Raw genomic sequence first — 19,177 nt, 5'->3', positions numbered from 1 at the left:
TTAGAGAACGAGTTTTTTTGGTAAATGATGCAGTAATTCTATATTGATAATCGAAGCGCAAATCTCCGGTTTTTCCCAATGTCCGTTATGTCCGCAGTCCAAAACATATGATTTGATATTGGTTCTATCAGGAAGATTTTTAATGGTTTTTTCTGAATTGACAGCGGAATCGTGTTTGCCCGACAGAACCAGAATTTTTCCTTCAAAGTTTTCTAAAACAGATTGTCTATCTGCTCGCTCTATCATTCCTTTTTGAGAAGCCAAAACACCATCAACAGACGATGTGTAGGCTGTTTCTTTGGCTAATTTAATTTTAGATTCCAAAATATCATGCTCATTAGGATTGAAAAGATTCGGAACACCTGCGTTGACGAAAGCCCGAAGATTTTCTTTGATGATTCTCAAGCCTTTTCTTCTGATTTCTTTTTTTGCTTCATCATCGGCAAAATAAGTCGAGAAAAACAAAGTAAATGATTTCAGAAATTCAGGATATTTTTCTGCAAAAGCTAGCGAAATATAACCGCCCATCGAATGTCCCAGCAAATGAAATTCTGTCAAGCCCAAATCATCAGTAACTTTTTTGACTTCATCCGCCATTATTTCGGAAGTTTGAATTTCAGCAACAACCCCAGACTTTCCAAAACCTGGCAAATCAATTTTTATCAATCGGAATTTTTCTGACAGAAACGGAATCATATCATTCCAAATCGACAGATTTTCCATAAAGCCGTGAAGCAAAACCAAATTTTCCGTTCCTTCTCCTTTTATTTCGTAGTTGAGCATCGTTTATAATTTAATCATTATTTTGTCAGCAAATCCTGCATTATTAACGGATTCATAAAGTTTGAAAGTTTTTCCACCGTCTTTGGTGGAAAAATTTTTCTTTCCTTTTCTGACATCTAGTTTTCCATTATCATAATCTGAAATGCTTTGCGTAATGGTTCCGTCGAATTTAAGATTTTTCGGTGAAGTCATTCTTGCGCTGCCTTCGATTTTCACAAAATTACTTCCCGATTTATTTTCGCCTGAGACTTGATATTCATCTTGACCGATTTTTGTAAAAGTGATTTTTCCTGTTCCATTCACTTGGTCGTGAGTCAAAGAATGTATTCCCGACAGATCTTTAAACGCTCGACTACTGAGAATACTGTCATTGATTTTTGTTCTAACTGCATTGATTGAATCGATGATTTTCACACTATCAACTTTCGGAGTTGTAGTTTCTTCGGATTTTTTACAAGAAACGATTAAAAAAAGAATAAGAACTGGAATTAGTTTTCTCATAGTTTTAATTTTCCTCACGAAAATAAATAAAAAAGAGCGTCCTGAGACACTCTTTACAAAATAATTTTTTTAATTATTGAACTTTATTTTGGTACAATTCCTTTTCTTTACCATTCATTTCCGCAATTCCATAACGTTCGGATTTAGTCAGTGCCAATTCATCTAACATATCAATGACTGTTTTATATTCTGAATCATCTGCAGGTTTTACAATGACTGTGAAGTTTTCTTTTTTAGGCGCATTTGCTTTTGCTGTTTCAATTGTTTTTGCAACCTGAGCTTTATCAAATGAAACTTGTTTTAGACTATTATCATTCAAATCTTTTTTATCCGCTTGATAATAGAAAACTTTACCTTCTTTACCTAAAATAAATGTAATTGAATTTTTATAATTAATTTCTGTTGGTTCTCCAGTATTTCTCGGAGGATTGGAAAAATTGATGGCGTTTGGTTTTGAGAAATTGGTGGTAAACATAAAAAATGTAATCAATAAAAATCCCAAATCCACCATTGGTGTCATATCCACACGAATTGGTTTCTTGTTTTGAGTTTTCTTTCCGTTAGATTGTTCTTTAATTTGTACTTCTGCCATAGCTTTAAGTTTTAGTAGTTAGTAATAGAAAATAAAAATCCATAACGATTCTTCATCATTATGGATTTTTGAATACAAATTATGTACCTAAAATTTTATTTTATTATAAAAATATTATTTATAGAATTATAAATTTTGCCATTGTTCAAAAGTCATCTGAAATTTGATTTCTTTTCCGTGTGTTCCGATTTCTTCCCAGCCAGAAAATTTGTAGAATTGTTCAGCTCTTGTTTTTGGCGCAGTTCCCAGCCAAACTGTAGTTTTTGTCTGTTGAAAATACCAGCTCAACATCAGGTTATGTAAGTGTTTTCCGATGCCTTGCTTTTCGAATTTAGGTTTTAGAAACAATGCCCAAATATTGCTTTCAACCAAATCTACGATGGCGAATCCTACAATTTCATTTTCAATTTCGCAAACCCAACCTTTTCCGTTGTCTGTTAAATAAATCTCGTAATCTTTATCTTTTACAACATCCGGATTGGACAATTGATTTTCATTTACAGAATTGCGGACAATCTGCATTTGTGGAATATCGCTGATATTGGCTTCTCTGAAAATCATTACTTATTTTTAAAATAATCAATTCCACATTTTAGGAATTTTTTGAAATCCTCTTTTGGCATATAGCCTGAAACAGGCGAATTAATCACCTTTTGGTCAGGCGTTACCAAAACATAGTGCGGCTGGGAATTATTATTGAAGTTAACCTGCTGGAACAGACTCCATTTGTCGCCAATAGTTTTCACTTTCTTCATTTGACCTTCGCCCATATCGATTTTGATCTGTTCATTTTCCGGCAGCTCTTCTTTGTCATCCACATAAACTGAAGCGATAATCACATCGTTTTGAAGAATCGGTAAAATATCATCCTGACTCCAGACAAATTCCTCCATTTTTCGGCAATTTTCGCAACCATAACCTGTGAAGTCTATCAAAACCGGTTTGTTTTCTTTCTTCGCAACTTCTATCGCTTCGAAATAATTATGATAAGGTTTCAATCCAAGAATTCCGTCTTCTTCATTGTGGAAATAGCTGACATTCAATGGAGGTAAGATTCCGCTTAGCATTTGTAATTTCGGTTTTTCTGAAGGAATCAATCCTTGAATCAAATATCCAATAAAGACAATTCCAAAAACACCAAGAATTCTTCTTGATAAACTGATTTTCGGCTTTTTATCATCGTGCGGAAACCTGATTTTTCCGAATAAATAAACTACCAATCCAATGGCAATGATAATCCAAAGTACGATGAACAGTTCTCTTTTTAGCAAAAATGTTTTGGAAACTAGATCTGCTTTTGACAAGAATTTTAAAGCTAATGCCAATTCTATAAATCCAAGAACGACTTTCACAGTGTTCATCCAACCGCCAGATTTTGGCAAACTTTGAAGCGCTTGTGGAAACAACGCCAACAATCCAAAAACCAATGCCCAAGCCAATCCGAAACCACCTAAAGCGAACGTCAACAATGTTGGAACGTTTGTCGCACCTGCAACAACACCACCTAATAAACTTCCTAAAATCGGACCTGTGCAGGAGAACGAAACGATGACTAAAGTCAAGGCCATAAAGAAAATTCCAATCAATCCGCCCGCTTCTTCAGCTTTGGAAGATTTGTTGGCAATCCAGCTTGGCAAAGTAATTTCGTAGTAACCAAAAAAGCTTAAAGCAAAGAATAAAAATATGGCGAAGAAAAATAAATTCAACCAGATATTAGTTGAAATCTGATTAAAAATATTACCCGAAATCCCATCAATAATATGAAACGGAATACTCAATAAAACAAAAATCAAAAGAATGAAAAATCCGTAGATAAACGCATCTCTTTTACCTTTTGCTTTGTCTTTGTTTCCCTTTGTAAAGAATGAAACCGTCAACGGAATCATTGGGAAAACGCAAGGTGTCAACAACGCAATCAACCCACCTAAGAATCCTAACCCAAGAACTAACCAATTGTCATCATTCGGTTTTTCCTGAACATTTCCGCAATTCGTCAAAGGATTTTTGAAGTCCAGAGAATTAACTTTCAAACCTTCTTGTTTGGCAACAGCAGGCGTTTCAATATTTGTAGGTTTCAGAACCGTACCAACCTGTCCTGCCGGAGCGACTTCATAAACGGTGTCTTTTGTTTTATCAACATTTTCGCCAGAAGTGACTTCGGTTTTACTCCCTTCGATTTGTTTTTCAAATTCTAACGTATTTGGTGCCAGACAAACACGGTCATTACAAGTCTGATACATTATTTCAGCAGTAATTGTTGCTGGTTTTGTCGCATCTTTTGGTTTGAATTTCTGCTTAAAAACAACTTTATTTGAATAATAAACAATCTGAGCACCAAAAGCTTCCGAAAACTCATCATGTTTTTTTCCTATTTCCTGAACTTTTCCAAGCAATTGAATTCCTTGTTTTGAAGTAATTTTAAATTCAGTCGGAATTCCGGAATCCGGTGGCAAATCTTGCGAATAAATATGCCATTTATCTTCAATAGTTCCCGTCAAAACTGCTTCATATTCGTCTTTCCCAACAGAAACAACATCGAATTTGAACTTAACCGGGTTTTTTATCTGCGCATTGAAAATAGTTATTATTAATAGAAAAAGTGTTGATAACACTAATTTTAAATCTTTCATTTTTTGATATTAAATTTTTACTTCCAGAGAATTCGAATTTTCAGAACTGAATCTCCCGTCTTGCCGAAAAGGCAATACACCTAAGATTTGGTCATTCGTATCACAAAGAAGCCAGATTTTTTGCTTGGCTAAAATAGACAATTTTTCATCCTTAAAAAACTTCGAAATTTTCTTTTTACCAATCATTCCGATAGGAAAAAACAAATCACCTTCTTGTTTTTTTCTCAATTTCAAAGGCAATTGAATCTTATTTTTATCAATTTTCCAAAAACAAGTACCGAATTCCTGAATCTCACTTTTAATATTTTGAGGAATTACGATTTCATAATCAACAATTTCAAGCAAAACTTCTTCTGAATCCTCACTTCTGACTTCTAGTTTATCACTAAAAATCAATTCGTTGCGATTAATAATTAAGTGAAATTCAGAATTGAAAAATGAACTTCCGGTGTGAGCTGACAGAACTTTCTGCATTTCGTTTTCATCATTGAAACCAAATCTTTTCAATATCTCATATCGAATCAATTCAGATTCTTCTGAGAATGTTTGTTTATCAATGATGATTTGATTTTTGTTAGAATTTATTTTGAGAGCTTCAATTTTTTCAGTCACAGATTCATTAATAAAATCTTTAGCTTGATTGATGTAATAGATGCTTTTTGAGAAATTGGTCAAAAAATCTGGATTAATTTTTTCCAATTCCGGAACAATATTGTGTCGGATTTTATTTCTTAGGTAATCCGTTTTCTGATTGGATTGATCTTCTCGAAATTCAATTTGATTCTTTTTTGCAAAATCATAAATTTCGTCTTTAGAAAAATCAAGAAGAGGACGAATGATTCCGTTTTCATTTTTGGGAATCCCACTTAAGCCTCGGATTCCGGAAGCTTTGGAAAGATTAATGATAAATGTTTCCAATTGGTCATTCAGATGATGTGCCGTGACTAAAAAGTCAAGATTTTGTTTTTGCTGAATTTCTCGAAAAAAACGATATCGCAACTCTCTCGCCCAATTTTGGATTGAATTTTCCGGTTTCTTATCAACTTTTGAAACTTCGTATAAATGCAAAGGAATTTGATGTCTTTCACAAAATCCGGAAACCAGCTTTTGGTCAAGGTTAGAATCCCCATTACGAAGGTGATAATTGATGTGAGCAATATGAAAATTAAATCCTGAAACCTGAAATAAATCAGCCAAAACCATAGAGTCCACTCCTCCACTTACAGCCAAAAGGTATGTTTTTTGTTGTGGTTGGTGAAGCATTTGCTCTAACAGGTTTTGAAATTTTAAGAGACTTAACACAATTTTATAACGAAACATTAAGTTATAAGCACAAATATACAGTTATTAATTCTTACTTTTGAAACGTTTTAAAAACCAATAACCGCTCAATAAAACAATAAAACAAATAAATATTTACTATGAGATTATTTAAAATCTTGACCATTACAGCCGTGGGACTTTCCCTTGCTTCTTGTGTCAGCAAAAAACAATTCGATGCACTTAATCTGAACTACAAACAATGTATAGAAGATGCGGGTGAAAGAATGCGCCAAATCCAAGATTTGAAAGGAGAAAACTCTTCTCTAAAAGGTCAGAATGACTTGCTAGTTGGACAAAACAACGCTCTTAAATCCAGTTTGGATGCTTGTTTATCTAACGCAGGAAAAGGTTCTGCAAACATTGATAAATTAGTTGGAGAAATCAACGCTTCCAATGCTTACATCAAACAATTGATTTCTGGAAAAAGCAAAAACGACAGTTTGAATTTGGCTTTATCTAATAAGTTGAAACGTTCTCTTGACAACGTTGCAGACCAAGATGTAGATGTGAAAGTTCTAAAAGGAGTTGTATTGATTTCATTATCAGACAAAATGCTTTACCAAGTTGGAAAATATGACATCCAACCAGCTGCAGCAGATGTTTTAGCAAAAGTTGCTAAAGTAATCAATGATTACGATACTTATAGTGTTTTGATTGAAGGTAACACAGATAACACGCCATTGAACAGTGCCAACGCGCCAAGAGACAACTGGGATCTTTCCGCATTGAGAGCGACAGCAGTTGCGAAAGTTCTACAAAATCAGTTTGGTGTGAATCCTAACAGAATCACTGCTGGTGGTAGATCAGAGTACAATCCTAAGACAACTAACGCATCAGTTTCCGGACGTGGAGAAAACCGTAGAACGGAGATCATCATTATGCCAAAATTGGATGAGTTTATGAAGTTGATGGATATCGCTCCAGTGAAAAAATAAATAAAAAAAGATGAATGATAAATGATTCATTCACCTGTTCTCAATTAAACCTTGTCAGAAATGGCGAGGTTTTTTATTTGGGCAACTTTATCTGCCTTCCACTCCCGCTATCCGCCAGAGGTGGATGAGCACCGTTAAAACTTAACGGAGTTGTTCATCGATTCAAATAAAAAAAATACATAGAGATAAGTCGGACTGCAGATTAGACATCAATACAACATCAGTCATAACTTAAACATTTAGTACCTTTGAACCTTAAACCAAAAACTCCGAACTCCCAATGAGTTATTTCGAAGAATTAGATAAAGAAATGGACAGATACTTGGAAGAAACCGCTTCCGAAGAACCTGCCATTCTCAAAAAATTAAGAAAGGAAACCTATCAAAAGACTACACAACCACATATGATTTCCGGTTATCTGCAAGGTCGTCTTTTGAGTATTTTATCACATATTATTCAGCCAAAAAATGTTTTGGAAATCGGAACTTTTACAGGTTACGCTGCTTTGAGTATGGCGGAAGGCTTACCGAAAGATGGGAAAATCTACACAATTGACAAAAATGAAGACTTAGCCTATATTCCACAAAAATATTTTGCAGAAAGCGATTATAAAGACCAAATCAAATTCATACTTGGAGATGCAAAAGAAGAAATCAAAAAACTGGATAAAGTTTGGGATTTGATTTTCATAGACGCAGACAAGGAAAGCTATCTGGAATATTTGAAACTCATCAAACCCAATCTCCGCTCGGGAAGTATCATTTTGATTGACAACGTTCTCTGGTACGGAAAAGTCCTTGAAAACAAACCGAAAGACAAGCAAACCGAACAAATCAAACTCGTGAATAAAATCATTGCTGAAGATTCTGATTTCGAAAATCTAATCTTACCTTTGCGAGACGGATTACACTTGATTAGAAAGAAATAATTCGTATTTTTAAATTCATAATTGATTGAAATGAATAAAGGCATTTGCAATGTTTCCATCGCGCCACTAAGAGCGGACAGTTCTGACAAAAGCGAAATCGTATCCCAACTACTTTACGGTGAATCTGCGGATATCATCGAAGTTAAAGACAACTGGACCAAAATCATAACGCATTATGATAATTACGAAGCTTGGATGGATACGAAACAAATTTCGCCTGTTTCTGATGAGTTTGTTGCATCAAGAAAAAGAAACCTTGTGAAAGAACCTTTTCAATCTACAATGACAGAAAGTGGAAAAGTACTTTTATCAATGGGTTCTGAAGTCAATTTTGAAACTACAGCACCAACACGCGGACGTGACCTCAGCGAAAGCATTGTTAACTGTGCCAAAGAATTTCTAAACGTTCCTTATTTGTGGGGCGGAAAAAGCTTTTTCGGGATAGATTGTAGTGGTTTTACACAAATCATTTATAAAATCCACGGTATTAAAATTCCACGAGATACTTATCAGCAAGCGGAAATTGGAGACGCTTTAACTTTTATTGAAGAAGGTAAACCCGGCGACCTTGCTTTCTTTGAAAATAAAGAAGGAAGAATCCATCACGTTGGAATTATCTTAGCAGATCAAAAAATCATCCACGCTCACGGAAAGGTAAGAATTGACAGTTTAGACACAAGCGGAATCTTCAACAAAGACCAAAATAAGCATACCCATAAATTGAGATTCATTAGGTCTTATTTTTAAAAAATATGTCGGTGCTTCGCATCTCTCTTTTATTACATCAATATTTTATACCAATATTTCGGTGCTTCGCACCTGCATAAAAAAAGCTTCCAAATTTGGAAGCTTTTTTATTTATTTGAGAAAATCAATTGAACAAATTTCGGTTTTTCATTTCTCCTTTTACTTTCCCGTAGCTAAAAATATTAGCAATAACCAAAGGAATAAAAGTCAATGGCAAGATTGTAAAAACGCCAAATCCCTTATTAACTGTGATATAAAGACAAGTTATAAGAAGCAAAATAAAAATACTGAAAAAGATTTTTAAAAACATCCTTGCTTGCTTGAATAACTTTTGTAATTCTTCATTCGATAATTCGGTGAGGTTTTGGGAATGTTTCATTACTTTATTTTACAACAATACTACAATTTGAATTCCAATTTGACATTGAAGAATCTTCCCGTCAATCTAACTGGTACAGGATAATATAATTGTGGAGACGAATTCACATCGCTTATCCATTGATTAGCAATTGTATTATTGATATTAAACGCATTGAAAATCTGAACACCCAAAGTTAATTCCTTGAATTTGCCCCAGAAGTTACCACTTGCCTTGTTGTCTTTCTGATCGATGAAAACTTTCGTCAAACCAATATCAACACGCTTGTAAGCTGGTAAAGTTTTTTGATAACGATAAGCCGCCAAATAATCTGGCAAACCTGCAGAATCAAACAAAACCGGTGTTCCAGAAGGCAATCCACTTGCGTAAGTCAAAGTCAAATTAACTCTCATACTTGGAAACTTCGGCATATAATCCTGATAGAACATAGAGAAACGGAAACGCTGATCTGTAGGTCTAGGAATATATCCCATCCCTTCAATATTTTCATACACTCTCGCATAACTTGCAGAAATCCAAGAATCTACTCCCGGAACAAATTGACCGAATAATCTTGCATCTAATCCATAAGCATAACCTTCCGCATTATTTTTACCAGAATATCTTACTCGCACATTATCAAGATAATATGGAATCAGATTCTCCATTTTCTTATAGTAAGCTTCCGTTGTTAATTTGAAAGGCTTTCTGTTATCATTATTTCCAATTTTGAATTCGTAGTCGTTGGCTATGATAATTTGATAAGATTTTTGAGCTTTGATATCAGAATTAAAACTTCCTGTCAAATCCTTAATCTCCTTATAAAAAGGCGCCTGATAGTAAACACCTCCGGAAACTCGGAACAACATATCCATATCCCAATTTGGTTTGATGGCAAATTGTGCTCTTGGACTAAATAAGGTTTCTTTATTATAACTCCAGTTCTGTACTCTCGCTCCACCATTAACAAAGATTCTGTTGCTTCCCCAATAGAATTTTTTCGAGAATTGGGCATAGGCAGAAATTCTTGTTGGTGTGATATTATTCTGTCCTGCGATATAATATTTAAGATTAAGATCAGAAGTATCAAGATTTCCCGGAATGACAAAATCTCTTGGATTGCTATAACCGATAGAATCTACAAATTGCCATTCATTGGTGAAATCTTTAATCGTTTCTCTTTCAAATTTTGCGCCTACTTCGATATCTGTATTGACATCCGGAGAGAATTTGGTTCTGAATTGAGAACCAGCCACTCTAACCAATAAGTCATTCCTTGCGTGATCGATTTGTCCACCTGCATCATAACCAGCAACAGGATTACCTTCCTCATCAAATGCTTCCAAAATGTAGCCAGAAGCCAAAGAATAGTATTCTCTTTCTCTGTTTTGATAAGCGAAATTATCTAGACTAAATTGCCATTTCTTACTAGGCTTGAAGTTAACACTCACCGTCCCCATCATATTCTTGTACTGATCATCTTCCTGCCCGTTGTAGAAAACAGTCAGTTTTAGAGGTTGTAAAAGACTTCCAAAATCCACTTCTTTCTGCTTAGGAACCATCTGATAATCGTTCTTCGCGTAATAGCCTAAGAAAGACAAAGACCATTTTTCATTGAACTGATAATTAAGATAAGTCTGCAAATCCATGTAACGTGGATTGAAATCTGTATCTTCATTCAAAGTGTTAAGAACTAAATTGGTATTTCTATATCTTGCAGAAACTAATCCTGTGAATTTTTTATCTTTTGACGCAAAACCTGTTGTCAATCTTCCGCCAATCAAACTTGCTTCTCCGGAAAGTTCGAATTTTTCTGGCTGTCTGTAATAGATATTAAGCGCAGACGACATTTTATCACCATATCTTGGTTCAAATCCACCTGCAGAAAAGTTGATCATCCCCACCATATCAGGATTGATGATACTCATCCCTTCCTGCAAAGAGTTACGGATCAAAAACGGACGATAAAGCTCAACATCATTGATGTAAATTAAGTTCTCATCATAATTCCCACCTCTTACCATAATCTGGGAAGACAGCTCGGAATTGGAATTGACAGAAGGTAAACTTTTCAAAAGACCTTCCACCCCACCTCCTAAAGACGCAACTTCTCTCGCCTCTTTCACAGATATCTCAACCGAAGTCAAATCATTGGTTTTACGAATTCCTTTTTTTTGGAAAACAACTTCCTGAATTTCCGTCGTATTTGCGACTGGCAAGAAAAGAATATTGACCGTTTGAGATTTTGGCGATGTTTTGATGGTTTTAGAAAAACCTTTAAAGTTCAATTTCTGTACACTCAAAGTTTGTTCAGAATCAGCAAGTGGGATTCTTACAAAACCGTTTTTATCGGTTTGATAAGTTTGGTTATTATAACTAACCTCTGCTTCGGAAACAGATTTTCCGTCTTCGTCAAGAACTTTTAAATTGATTTGAGAAAATGCCAAAACTGGCAAAAAGAAAAGAATTAAGAGAATATAATTTTTCAATGTTGTAGTTTTTATTATCGATTTTATATTTTGAAATATCCTTGGATTAGCAAAAATAACAATTAATCTAAAGAACGAAAGAATATTTGTAATTGTTATGCAGAAAATCGATTTGTTTCGGAATATTTGCTGACGAATTAGGAAATATTAAGTCAAAATTCTAAACATTCTCAATTCAAACACAAAAAAAAGTCCGAATCAATCGGACTTTCTATTTTATAATATCGCTTCTCTGATTCTTGTCAGTTTTCCAAGCAAGTCATCAAGCAAATCTAATTTTAACATATTCGCACCATCAGATTTCGCAATAGATGGGTCTGGATGAGTTTCAATGAACAATCCGTCAGCTCCCACTGCAATTCCCGCTTTGGCAATTGTTTCAATCAACTCTGGTCTTCCACCTGTCACACCCGAATTTTGATTCGGCTGTTGAAGAGAATGTGTCACATCCAAAATTACCGGAGAATATTCCCTCATTGTCGGTATTCCACGGAAATCTACAACCAAATCACTGTAACCAAAAGTATTTCCTCTTTCGATAATTGCCGTTTTATCATTTCCGGAATCTTTCACTTTCTGAACAGCAAATTTCATTGCTTCTGGTGAAAGAAACTGTCCTTTTTTAAGCGTCACTGCTTTTCCAGTTTCTGCTGCCGCAATCAACAAATCGGTTTGTCTAACTAAGAAAGCCGGAATTTGCAAAACATCCACATATTCTGCTGCCAAAGCGGCGTGCCCATTCTCGTGAATATCTGTTGTCGTAGGAATATTAAAAGTTTCTCCCACTTTTTTAAGAATCTTTAAAGCTTTCTCATCGCCGATTCCTGTGAAAGAATCTACACGGCTTCTGTTCGCCTTTCTGAAAGACCCCTTGAAAATATAAGGAATATTGTATTTGTCAGAAAGCTTTACAATATGTTCTGCAATCTGCAAAGCCATAGTTTCATCTTCGATTGCGCAAGGTCCTGCAATCAGGAAAAAGTTCTTGGAATCTTTGTGATGAATATTATCTAAATATTGTATCATTTTTTTGATTTTAAATTATAAATTTCAGATTGTTTTATGTCTGAAAATCGAATACAAATATACGGAATTAATGCAGGAAAACCTTTTCCAACTCAAACTATCGAAAGGGTTGAAATTATCTATTTATTGAATTTATTAATAATCTTTTCAAACGTATTAGTATTCCTGCTCGTCATTTTATCTTTCAAGCTTTTCTTGCCAAGAACTTTACCAAAATCGGAATCCAAAGTTTGTCCTTTTGGAACTTGCCAATAGAATATATTATTAATGATTTTGCCTTTTTCATTTTCTGCTTTATTTGATTTCTTGAATTCCTCCAACAATGTTTCTTCTACTTTTTCTGAACCAAGGAAAATATAATTATGAAAGTTTTCAATTGGCGGAAATGGGGCATTTTTTAAAATGTCGTTGATTTCGTCTTCGTCCTTAATAAAGAGAAAAGCTTCGTAATTGAAATGGCCTGACATTGCTTTTTCCAGAATCTTCTTCAATTCAATAGAATCTTTATCAGACTGAAATAGAATATTACCGCTTGCCAAAACCGAAGATACATTTTGAACGCCAGTGTCTGAAAAGACTTTGCAGACATCTGCCATTTTCATATTGGTTCCTTTAACATTGACGCCACGGAGGAAAGCACAAAAATTGGTCATAGTTGATAGTTGATAGTTGATCGCAAAATTACACTTTAAAACTTTGACTGAGTGATAATATTTAAAACAAAAAACCCTTTCAGAGTTCTAACTCTGAAAGGGTTGATATAGTTTCAGTAGATAACTCTCTACTGCGTGACTTTCATCAGCTGTTTTGTGATGTTATCCATCTTTTCAGCTTCGTAAGTCGTATCGTAATCTTTCATAATATCAAATAGATACGAGTAGAACGATGTTACCTTCTGTACATCATCTGCTTTTTTGAAAGCTTTCTCTTTGCCCATCTCCTGCAAATCCTTAATGAATGTATTGAATCTTTTATCGATAACATTCAGAGAGTTGACAAGATATTCATAGCCTTTATCTTTCTGACCAATTTTATTATAAGCATCGGAAACCGCGCCAACTACCAAAGAATATTCCATTGGTTTGGTTTTCATCTGTCTCGCTGCATAAACCTGGAATTTTGGCGATAATCTTGTGTAATAATCGTACTCTTCGAAGATTCCTTTCTTAAGATCTTCTGCCAGTTTCAGTCCTTTTTGCTCTTGTCCTGCAACGATATAAGCATAAACAATAGAACTCAAAGACCTTGGGTCGTTATATTTAGAAACAGGAATTTCTCTACTTGCCAAATCCAGAACTTCAATTGCCTTTTGCTTCTCACCTTTCAGAACCAAAGCCTCAGCCGCTCTACTTGCCGATGATCTGTAACCGATGATATTCTGTGTACAAGTTTCGTCAAAATGGACTTTCAAATCTTTGAAATTACCCCATCTGTAATTTTTCACAATGTTGTAAAGTTCGTCCGCATTCACCATTCCTAACTCGCCATCCGGAGACTCTTCGGTTTTGATTGGAACCAATCTGTAGCTGAATCCATCAAACTTAAGATAATTGGACAAGAAGAATAGATTGCTTCCGTCATAAATCCCACCGCTTGAGAAGTTAATTGGGCGTTTCCAATCAAAGTTCGCCAGGATATCCAACATCATCATATTATTCTTGAACATACTAGAACCTTTGTAATCGATGACGATTTGCTTTTCTGCTTTCTGCGCTTCGGCCGGTGTGATAATTCCTGATTTAACAGCATTATTGACATTCACCGGAAGTACAAATTTAGAAACCGGAAGGAAGTTGAATTTCTGATAACGCTCTTCTCCGAAAATCATTTTCACAATTTCATCTTTTTCAGGCGATTTCATTTTCAGGAAGTTAACAGCTTCTTTCATTGTAATCGAATCCTGAGTCAGGTATTTTCTGAAGGCTGCAAATTCTGTATCCGGTGCGCCCTGTTCTTTTAGATTCGCAAAAATATTAGACCAATCGTCTTTCGTCATCATATAAACCTGATCGTTGGAACCTTCACGATAATCTTCGTGAGTCAAAGTTGATGGAACAGGCATTGAGTTATATGTTCTTCTTTTAACCTGATCGATATTCCAAGGCGTAGATAACAATGTAAAATTCACGACTTTTACGTCTGGACGAAATTCCTCAGTCTCCTGAATGGCCCAAACCGGATAGGTATCATTATCACCGTAAACGAACATTATTCCGTCTTTAGGCAAAGATTTCAAACTTGAATAAGCGTAATCGTAAGCCGTGTAACGTCCACTTCTGTCGTGAACATTATAATTCTGGAAGCCCATCATAAAAGGAATTCCCAACAAAACCACGCCTACAATAATCTGAGCTGATTTACTTTTCACTTTTTTCTGAAGCAGCCAATAAATGGAAGCTACACCTAATCCAATCCAAATTGCAAACGCATAGAAAGAGCCAACCATCGCATAATCTCTTTCACGAGGCTCAAATGGTTTCATCCCTGTATAGAATACAATCCCGACACTGGTTAAAATGAATAAAGACAATATCGCATAGAATCTTCCGAAATCTCTATTTAGTTGGAAGAAGAAACCTAGTAATCCTAAGATTAAAGGTAACATAAAGAATTTAACCGTACTTTCATTCTGGAATTTAGCCGGCATCTCGCTTTGGTCTCCCCAAATATTATTATCGATGAAAGGAATACCTGTAATGAAGTTTCCATTCGTATTTTCCATATGACCTTCGACATCATTCTGGCGGCCTGCAAAATTCCAAAGGAGATATCTACCGAAGTAATAATAATTCTGGAACGTAATGAAGTAATCAAGATTCTGAGCTAACGTCGGTTTCTGAACATTGATAATTCCGAATTGTTTCGCCTTCAGATAATCATCCATTTTAATCGTTCCGTTCTCGTATTTCTGACGTAGTTCATCAAAGAATTGTTTCGCTTCAGGACTTTCAGAGATTTGCTCATTACCATAATTGAAAGTAAAATCTGGTGCACCATACATCGAAATATAATTTGGCATCACCGATTTATCCTCACTGAACATCCTTGGCAAGAAACCAACGTGCTCTTCACTAAACACATAATTGAACTTCTCTCCTACCAAACGATAACGTCCTGTCTGAGCATCTCTTTCGTAAGTATCACCCGTTTTTTTCGTTTTATAACTTCCGTCCTCATTTTTCTGGATACCGTTCGGGTCTAGATAAGCCGTGTAGTTTTGACCGTACAAAGTTGGCCAATCCCCGTACTGTTCACGATTGTAATAATCCAACATTCCGATGGCGTTATCTGGGTCATTAAGGTTCATTGGTGGATTGGCGATTGCCCGGATTGGGATTACCAACCAGCAAGAGAAGCCTATCATCATATAAACTATAGATAAGGCAATAGTTTGATACAATGATTTCCCAGTTTTTCTTGTGTAAGTAATGAACAAATAACAAAGAACAACCAGAATAACAAATGCGAAAACTGTCCCTGAGTGGAAAGGCAAACCTAATCCGTTAACAAAGAATATTTCAGATTTCCCAAACAATGTCATTATCACAGGAAAAATAATTTTGAATACAATGGCAAGAATAACTAAAGTTACAGCATTTGCTATCAAAAATGACTTCCAAGTGAATTTATAATTTCTTGTGTAATAAATCAGACAAACTGCAGGCAGCGCCAACATACACATCATATGCACACCTACGGACAATCCGATGATAAAGAATAAAAGTATAATCCATCTCTCGTTGTCTTTTTCAAGGTATTCATTTTCCCATTTTGTAATCAGCCAGACAATCAATGCAATAAACATACTTGCCATCGCATAAACTTCACCTTCAACTGCAGAAAACCAAAATGTATCCGAAAATGTAAAACACAAAGCGCCGACTGCTCCTGCAAATAAAGTTGCAATTTCTTCAGCAATTGTTATATTTTCGAATTCTTTATTCAGCAATCTTCTTACAAGATGTGTAATCGTCCAGAATAAAAACAGAATTGTAAATGCACTAAACAAAGCAGACATCGCATTAATTACCAAAGAATAATGCTGACCATCACCAAACGCAAATAATGCTACAACAGCTCCAACTAACTGAAACAAAGCAGCTCCTGGTGCGTGGGTAACCTCCAACTTAACGGCTGAGGAAATATATTCTCCACAATCCCAAAAACTAAAATTGGGTTCTATGGTTGATAAATAAGTGATAAATGCAATTACAAAAATGACCCATCCCAAGATGGTGTTCCACTGTTTAAAAGTCCAATTCTTCATACGGAAAATGAAATATCGGCGAATTTAACATTTTTGATTCAGTTATCTGAGTTTTTAACAAAAATTAAACTTTATAAATGAGTGAAAATTAACCAAATAATTTACAATATATCACACATCTAATATATTAATGTCTCAAAACCAAAAACATTGCGATTTTTTTTTTATTTTTGCAGACAGTTTTTGAGAGAAAAATGATAATAAAATGATGAATGTACACGATAATATTCTTGGTTTGATTGGCAACTCACCGTTGGTCAAGTTAAATCAGGTTACCAAGGACATTCCTGCGACGGTTTACGCTAAGTTGGAGTCTTATAATCCTGGACATTCTACGAAAGACAGAATCGCTCTTCACATTATAGAAAATGCGGAAAGACAAGGAATCTTAAAATCAGATTCTGTAATCGTAGAAACAACTTCCGGTAATACAGGTTTTTCCATAGCAATGGTTTGTATCGTAAAAGGTTACAAATGCATCCTTGCAGTAAGTGACAAAACAAAAGCTGAAAAAATTGCTTATTTGAAAGCTTTGGGCGCAACTGTTTATGTTTGCCCAGCTTCTGTTCCTGCAGACGACCCGAGGTCTTATTACGAAGTAGCAAAAAGAATTGCTGCAGAAACACCTAACTCGGTTTACATCAATCAATATTTCAACGAATTGAATATTGATGCGCATTACCAAACCACAGGTCCTGAAATCTGGAAGCAGACAGAAGGTAAAATAACACACCTATTTGCGTGCACAGGAACCGGCGGAACACTTTCCGGCTCAGCAAAATATTTAAAAGAACAAAATCCTGATATCAAAGTAATTGGCGTAGATGCAGACGGCTCTATTCTGAAAACTTACCACGAGACAGGAAAAATCAATAAAACAGAAATTCATCCTTATCAGATTGAAGGTCTTGGGAAAAACTTGATTCCGGGTGCACTTTTATTTGACACGATTGATGAATATGTAAGAGTTAATGATGAGATGTCAGCTTACAGAACCCGCGAAATTGCTTTGAAAGAAGCTATTATGGGTGGTTACACAACTGGAGCTGTAACTCAGGCTTTGATTCAATATGCGAATTCTCACGAGTTCAAAGAAGATGATTTGGTTGTATTAATTTATCCAGACCACGGTTCTCGCTATATTACCAAAGTTTACAGTGACAAATGGATGGAAGAACAAGGCTTTATCAACAATTGTTTCCACAACTATGATGAAGTGTTTAAAACAGAAATCATCAAGTAAAATTTAATCACAAAATTTATAACCTTTTGTATTACAAAAGGTTTTTTCAATCAATAAAAAATATCAGTTAGAAAAAATGGACATTTTTGAAAGAATAAAACAAAATCCGGGTCCACTAGGACAATTTGCAGATTACGCAGAAGGCTATTATATTTTCCCAAGATTAGAAGGACCAATTGGCCCGAGAATGAAGTTCCAAGGGAAAGACGTGATTTTCTGGAGCGCAAACGATTATTTGGGACTTTGCAACCATCCAGATGTTTTGGAAGCCGATGCAAAAGCTGCTGCAGAATACGGAATGTTTTATCCAATGGGTGCGAGAGCAATGTCCGGAGAAACTGACCAGCACCTTCAGCTTGAAAGAGAATTGGCAGAATTTGTTCAAAAAGAATCAGCATATCTATTGAATTTCGGTTATCAAGGAATGGTGTCTTGCATCGATGCTTTGGTTTCCAGAAATGACGTGATCGTTTACGATGTAGATTCTCACGCTTGTATCGTGGATGGCGTTAGATTGCACTCTGGCAAACGTTTTACCTACAGACACAATGATATTGCAAGTCTTGAAAAAAACTTACAAAGAGCTCAAAAAGTAACCGAAGAAACCGGAGGTGGAATTTTGGTCATTACCGAAGGTGTTTTCGGAATGCGAGGACAACAAGGTAAATTGAAAGAAATCTGTGCTCTTAAAGAAAAATATGGTTTCAGAATTTTGGTAGATGATGCACACGGATTCGGGACGCTTGGAGCAACCGGAGCGGGTGCTGGAGAAGAGCAAGGATGCCAAGACCAGATTGATGTTTACTTCTCTACTTTCGCAAAATCTATGGCTGGTTTCGGAGCGTTCTTAGCTGGAAATAAAGAAATCATCCGTTATTTGAAATTCAACTTGAGGTCTCAAATTTTTGCCAAATCTTTAACAATGCCAATGGTGATCGGAGGTTTGAAAAGATTGGAACTTCTAAGATCAAGACCAGAAATCAAAGCCAAACTTTGGGAAAATGTTGAAAAACTACAAGGCGGACTTAAGAAAATTGGTTATAATCTTGGAGACACAAACACTTGCGTAACACCGGTTTTCATCAAAGGTGGACCAATGGAAGCGATGATGTTGGCGAAAGATTTGAGAGAAAACTATTTGATTTTTACATCTGTAGTTTCCTATCCTGTAATCCCAAAAGGAATGATTTTACTAAGATTGATTCCAACGGCTTCTCACACAGATGCCGAGATCAACGAGACATTGGAAGCTTTTGATTCTATTTACAAAAAATTAGAAACTGGCTATTACAAAAACCTTGCAGACAAACAAGTTGAAGAGCAGAATTTGCAATTCAAAGAGATTTAAATTTTGA

At 35.4% G+C, this 19,177-nt stretch carries 15 protein-coding genes; 5 read left to right on the top strand and 10 right to left on the bottom strand.

Annotated features, from left to right (window positions below; translation table 11 throughout):
• The 6 genes from BUR19_RS01920 to tilS form a co-directional block, all read right to left on the bottom strand.
• Positions 1–783 carry an alpha/beta fold hydrolase gene (locus BUR19_RS01920; protein WP_074233248.1) on the bottom strand — a complete coding sequence of 261 codons (783 nt, stop codon included), beginning with the start codon at positions 781–783 and terminating at the stop codon, positions 1–3.
• A 3-nt stretch (positions 784–786) separates the two neighbouring features.
• Positions 787–1,284: a hypothetical protein gene (locus BUR19_RS01915; RefSeq protein ID WP_074233247.1), complete on the bottom strand. Its 498-nt coding sequence runs from the start codon at positions 1,282–1,284 to the stop codon at positions 787–789.
• A gap of 73 nt (positions 1,285–1,357) precedes the next feature.
• Positions 1,358–1,876, bottom strand: a complete 519-nt coding sequence (locus BUR19_RS01910) for an ExbD/TolR family protein (protein ID WP_074233246.1) — start codon at positions 1,874–1,876, stop codon at positions 1,358–1,360.
• 126 nt (positions 1,877–2,002) lie between these two features.
• Positions 2,003–2,437, bottom strand: a complete 435-nt coding sequence (locus BUR19_RS01905) for a GNAT family N-acetyltransferase (RefSeq protein ID WP_074233245.1) — start codon at positions 2,435–2,437, stop codon at positions 2,003–2,005.
• A complete protein-coding gene (locus BUR19_RS01900; protein ID WP_074233244.1) occupies positions 2,437–4,506 on the bottom strand; it encodes a protein-disulfide reductase DsbD family protein in 2,070 nt (689 codons plus the stop codon). Before BUR19_RS01900 ends, BUR19_RS01905 begins: the two co-directional genes overlap by 1 nt.
• 9 nt (positions 4,507–4,515) lie before the next feature.
• Positions 4,516–5,769 carry a tRNA lysidine(34) synthetase TilS gene (gene tilS, locus BUR19_RS01895; protein WP_245799006.1) on the bottom strand — a complete coding sequence of 418 codons (1,254 nt, stop codon included), beginning with the start codon at positions 5,767–5,769 and terminating at the stop codon, positions 4,516–4,518.
• 158 nt (positions 5,770–5,927) lie between these two features.
• Here tilS and BUR19_RS01890 point away from each other — a divergent pair, with 158 nt between their 5' ends.
• From BUR19_RS01890 to BUR19_RS01880, 3 genes are all read left to right on the top strand, one after another.
• Positions 5,928–6,764 (top strand): OmpA/MotB family protein, encoded by an 837-nt coding sequence (locus BUR19_RS01890; protein WP_074233243.1) that lies wholly within the window; start codon positions 5,928–5,930, stop codon positions 6,762–6,764.
• A gap of 280 nt (positions 6,765–7,044) precedes the next feature.
• A complete protein-coding gene (locus tag BUR19_RS01885; protein ID WP_074233242.1) occupies positions 7,045–7,692 on the top strand; it encodes an O-methyltransferase in 648 nt (215 codons plus the stop codon).
• A gap of 30 nt (positions 7,693–7,722) precedes the next feature.
• Positions 7,723–8,439 (top strand): C40 family peptidase, encoded by a 717-nt coding sequence (locus tag BUR19_RS01880; RefSeq protein ID WP_074233241.1) that lies wholly within the window; start codon positions 7,723–7,725, stop codon positions 8,437–8,439.
• Positions 8,440–8,838: 399 nt separating this feature from the next.
• Here the strand turns inward: BUR19_RS01880 and BUR19_RS01870 are convergent, their stop codons facing one another.
• The 4 genes from BUR19_RS01870 to BUR19_RS01855 form a co-directional block, all read right to left on the bottom strand.
• A complete protein-coding gene (locus BUR19_RS01870; protein ID WP_074235504.1) occupies positions 8,839–11,058 on the bottom strand; it encodes a TonB-dependent receptor plug domain-containing protein in 2,220 nt (739 codons plus the stop codon).
• Between the two features lie 444 nt (positions 11,059–11,502).
• Complete coding sequence (gene kdsA / locus BUR19_RS01865) at positions 11,503–12,312, bottom strand: 3-deoxy-8-phosphooctulonate synthase (RefSeq protein WP_074233239.1); 810 nt, start codon at positions 12,310–12,312, stop codon at positions 11,503–11,505.
• Positions 12,313–12,431: 119 nt separating this feature from the next.
• Positions 12,432–12,965, bottom strand: a complete 534-nt coding sequence (locus BUR19_RS01860) for a DUF1697 domain-containing protein (protein WP_074233238.1) — start codon at positions 12,963–12,965, stop codon at positions 12,432–12,434.
• Between the two features lie 128 nt (positions 12,966–13,093).
• On the bottom strand, positions 13,094–16,579 hold the full coding sequence (locus BUR19_RS01855) for a glycosyltransferase family 117 protein (protein ID WP_074233237.1): 3,486 nt from the start codon (positions 16,577–16,579) through the stop codon (positions 13,094–13,096).
• 205 nt (positions 16,580–16,784) lie between these two features.
• On the opposite strand from BUR19_RS01855, the gene BUR19_RS01850 reads away from it, so the two are divergent.
• Positions 16,785–17,822 carry a PLP-dependent cysteine synthase family protein gene (locus BUR19_RS01850; protein ID WP_074233236.1) on the top strand — a complete coding sequence of 346 codons (1,038 nt, stop codon included), beginning with the start codon at positions 16,785–16,787 and terminating at the stop codon, positions 17,820–17,822.
• 76 nt (positions 17,823–17,898) lie between these two features.
• Positions 17,899–19,170 (top strand): aminotransferase class I/II-fold pyridoxal phosphate-dependent enzyme, encoded by a 1,272-nt coding sequence (locus BUR19_RS01845; protein ID WP_074233235.1) that lies wholly within the window; start codon positions 17,899–17,901, stop codon positions 19,168–19,170.
• Positions 19,171–19,177: the final 7 nt, after the last annotated feature.

The organism is Epilithonimonas zeae (assembly GCF_900141765.1).
GTDB classification, from domain to species: domain Bacteria; phylum Bacteroidota; class Bacteroidia; order Flavobacteriales; family Weeksellaceae; genus Epilithonimonas; species Epilithonimonas zeae.
This window is presented reverse-complemented; position numbering and strand designations above follow the sequence as displayed.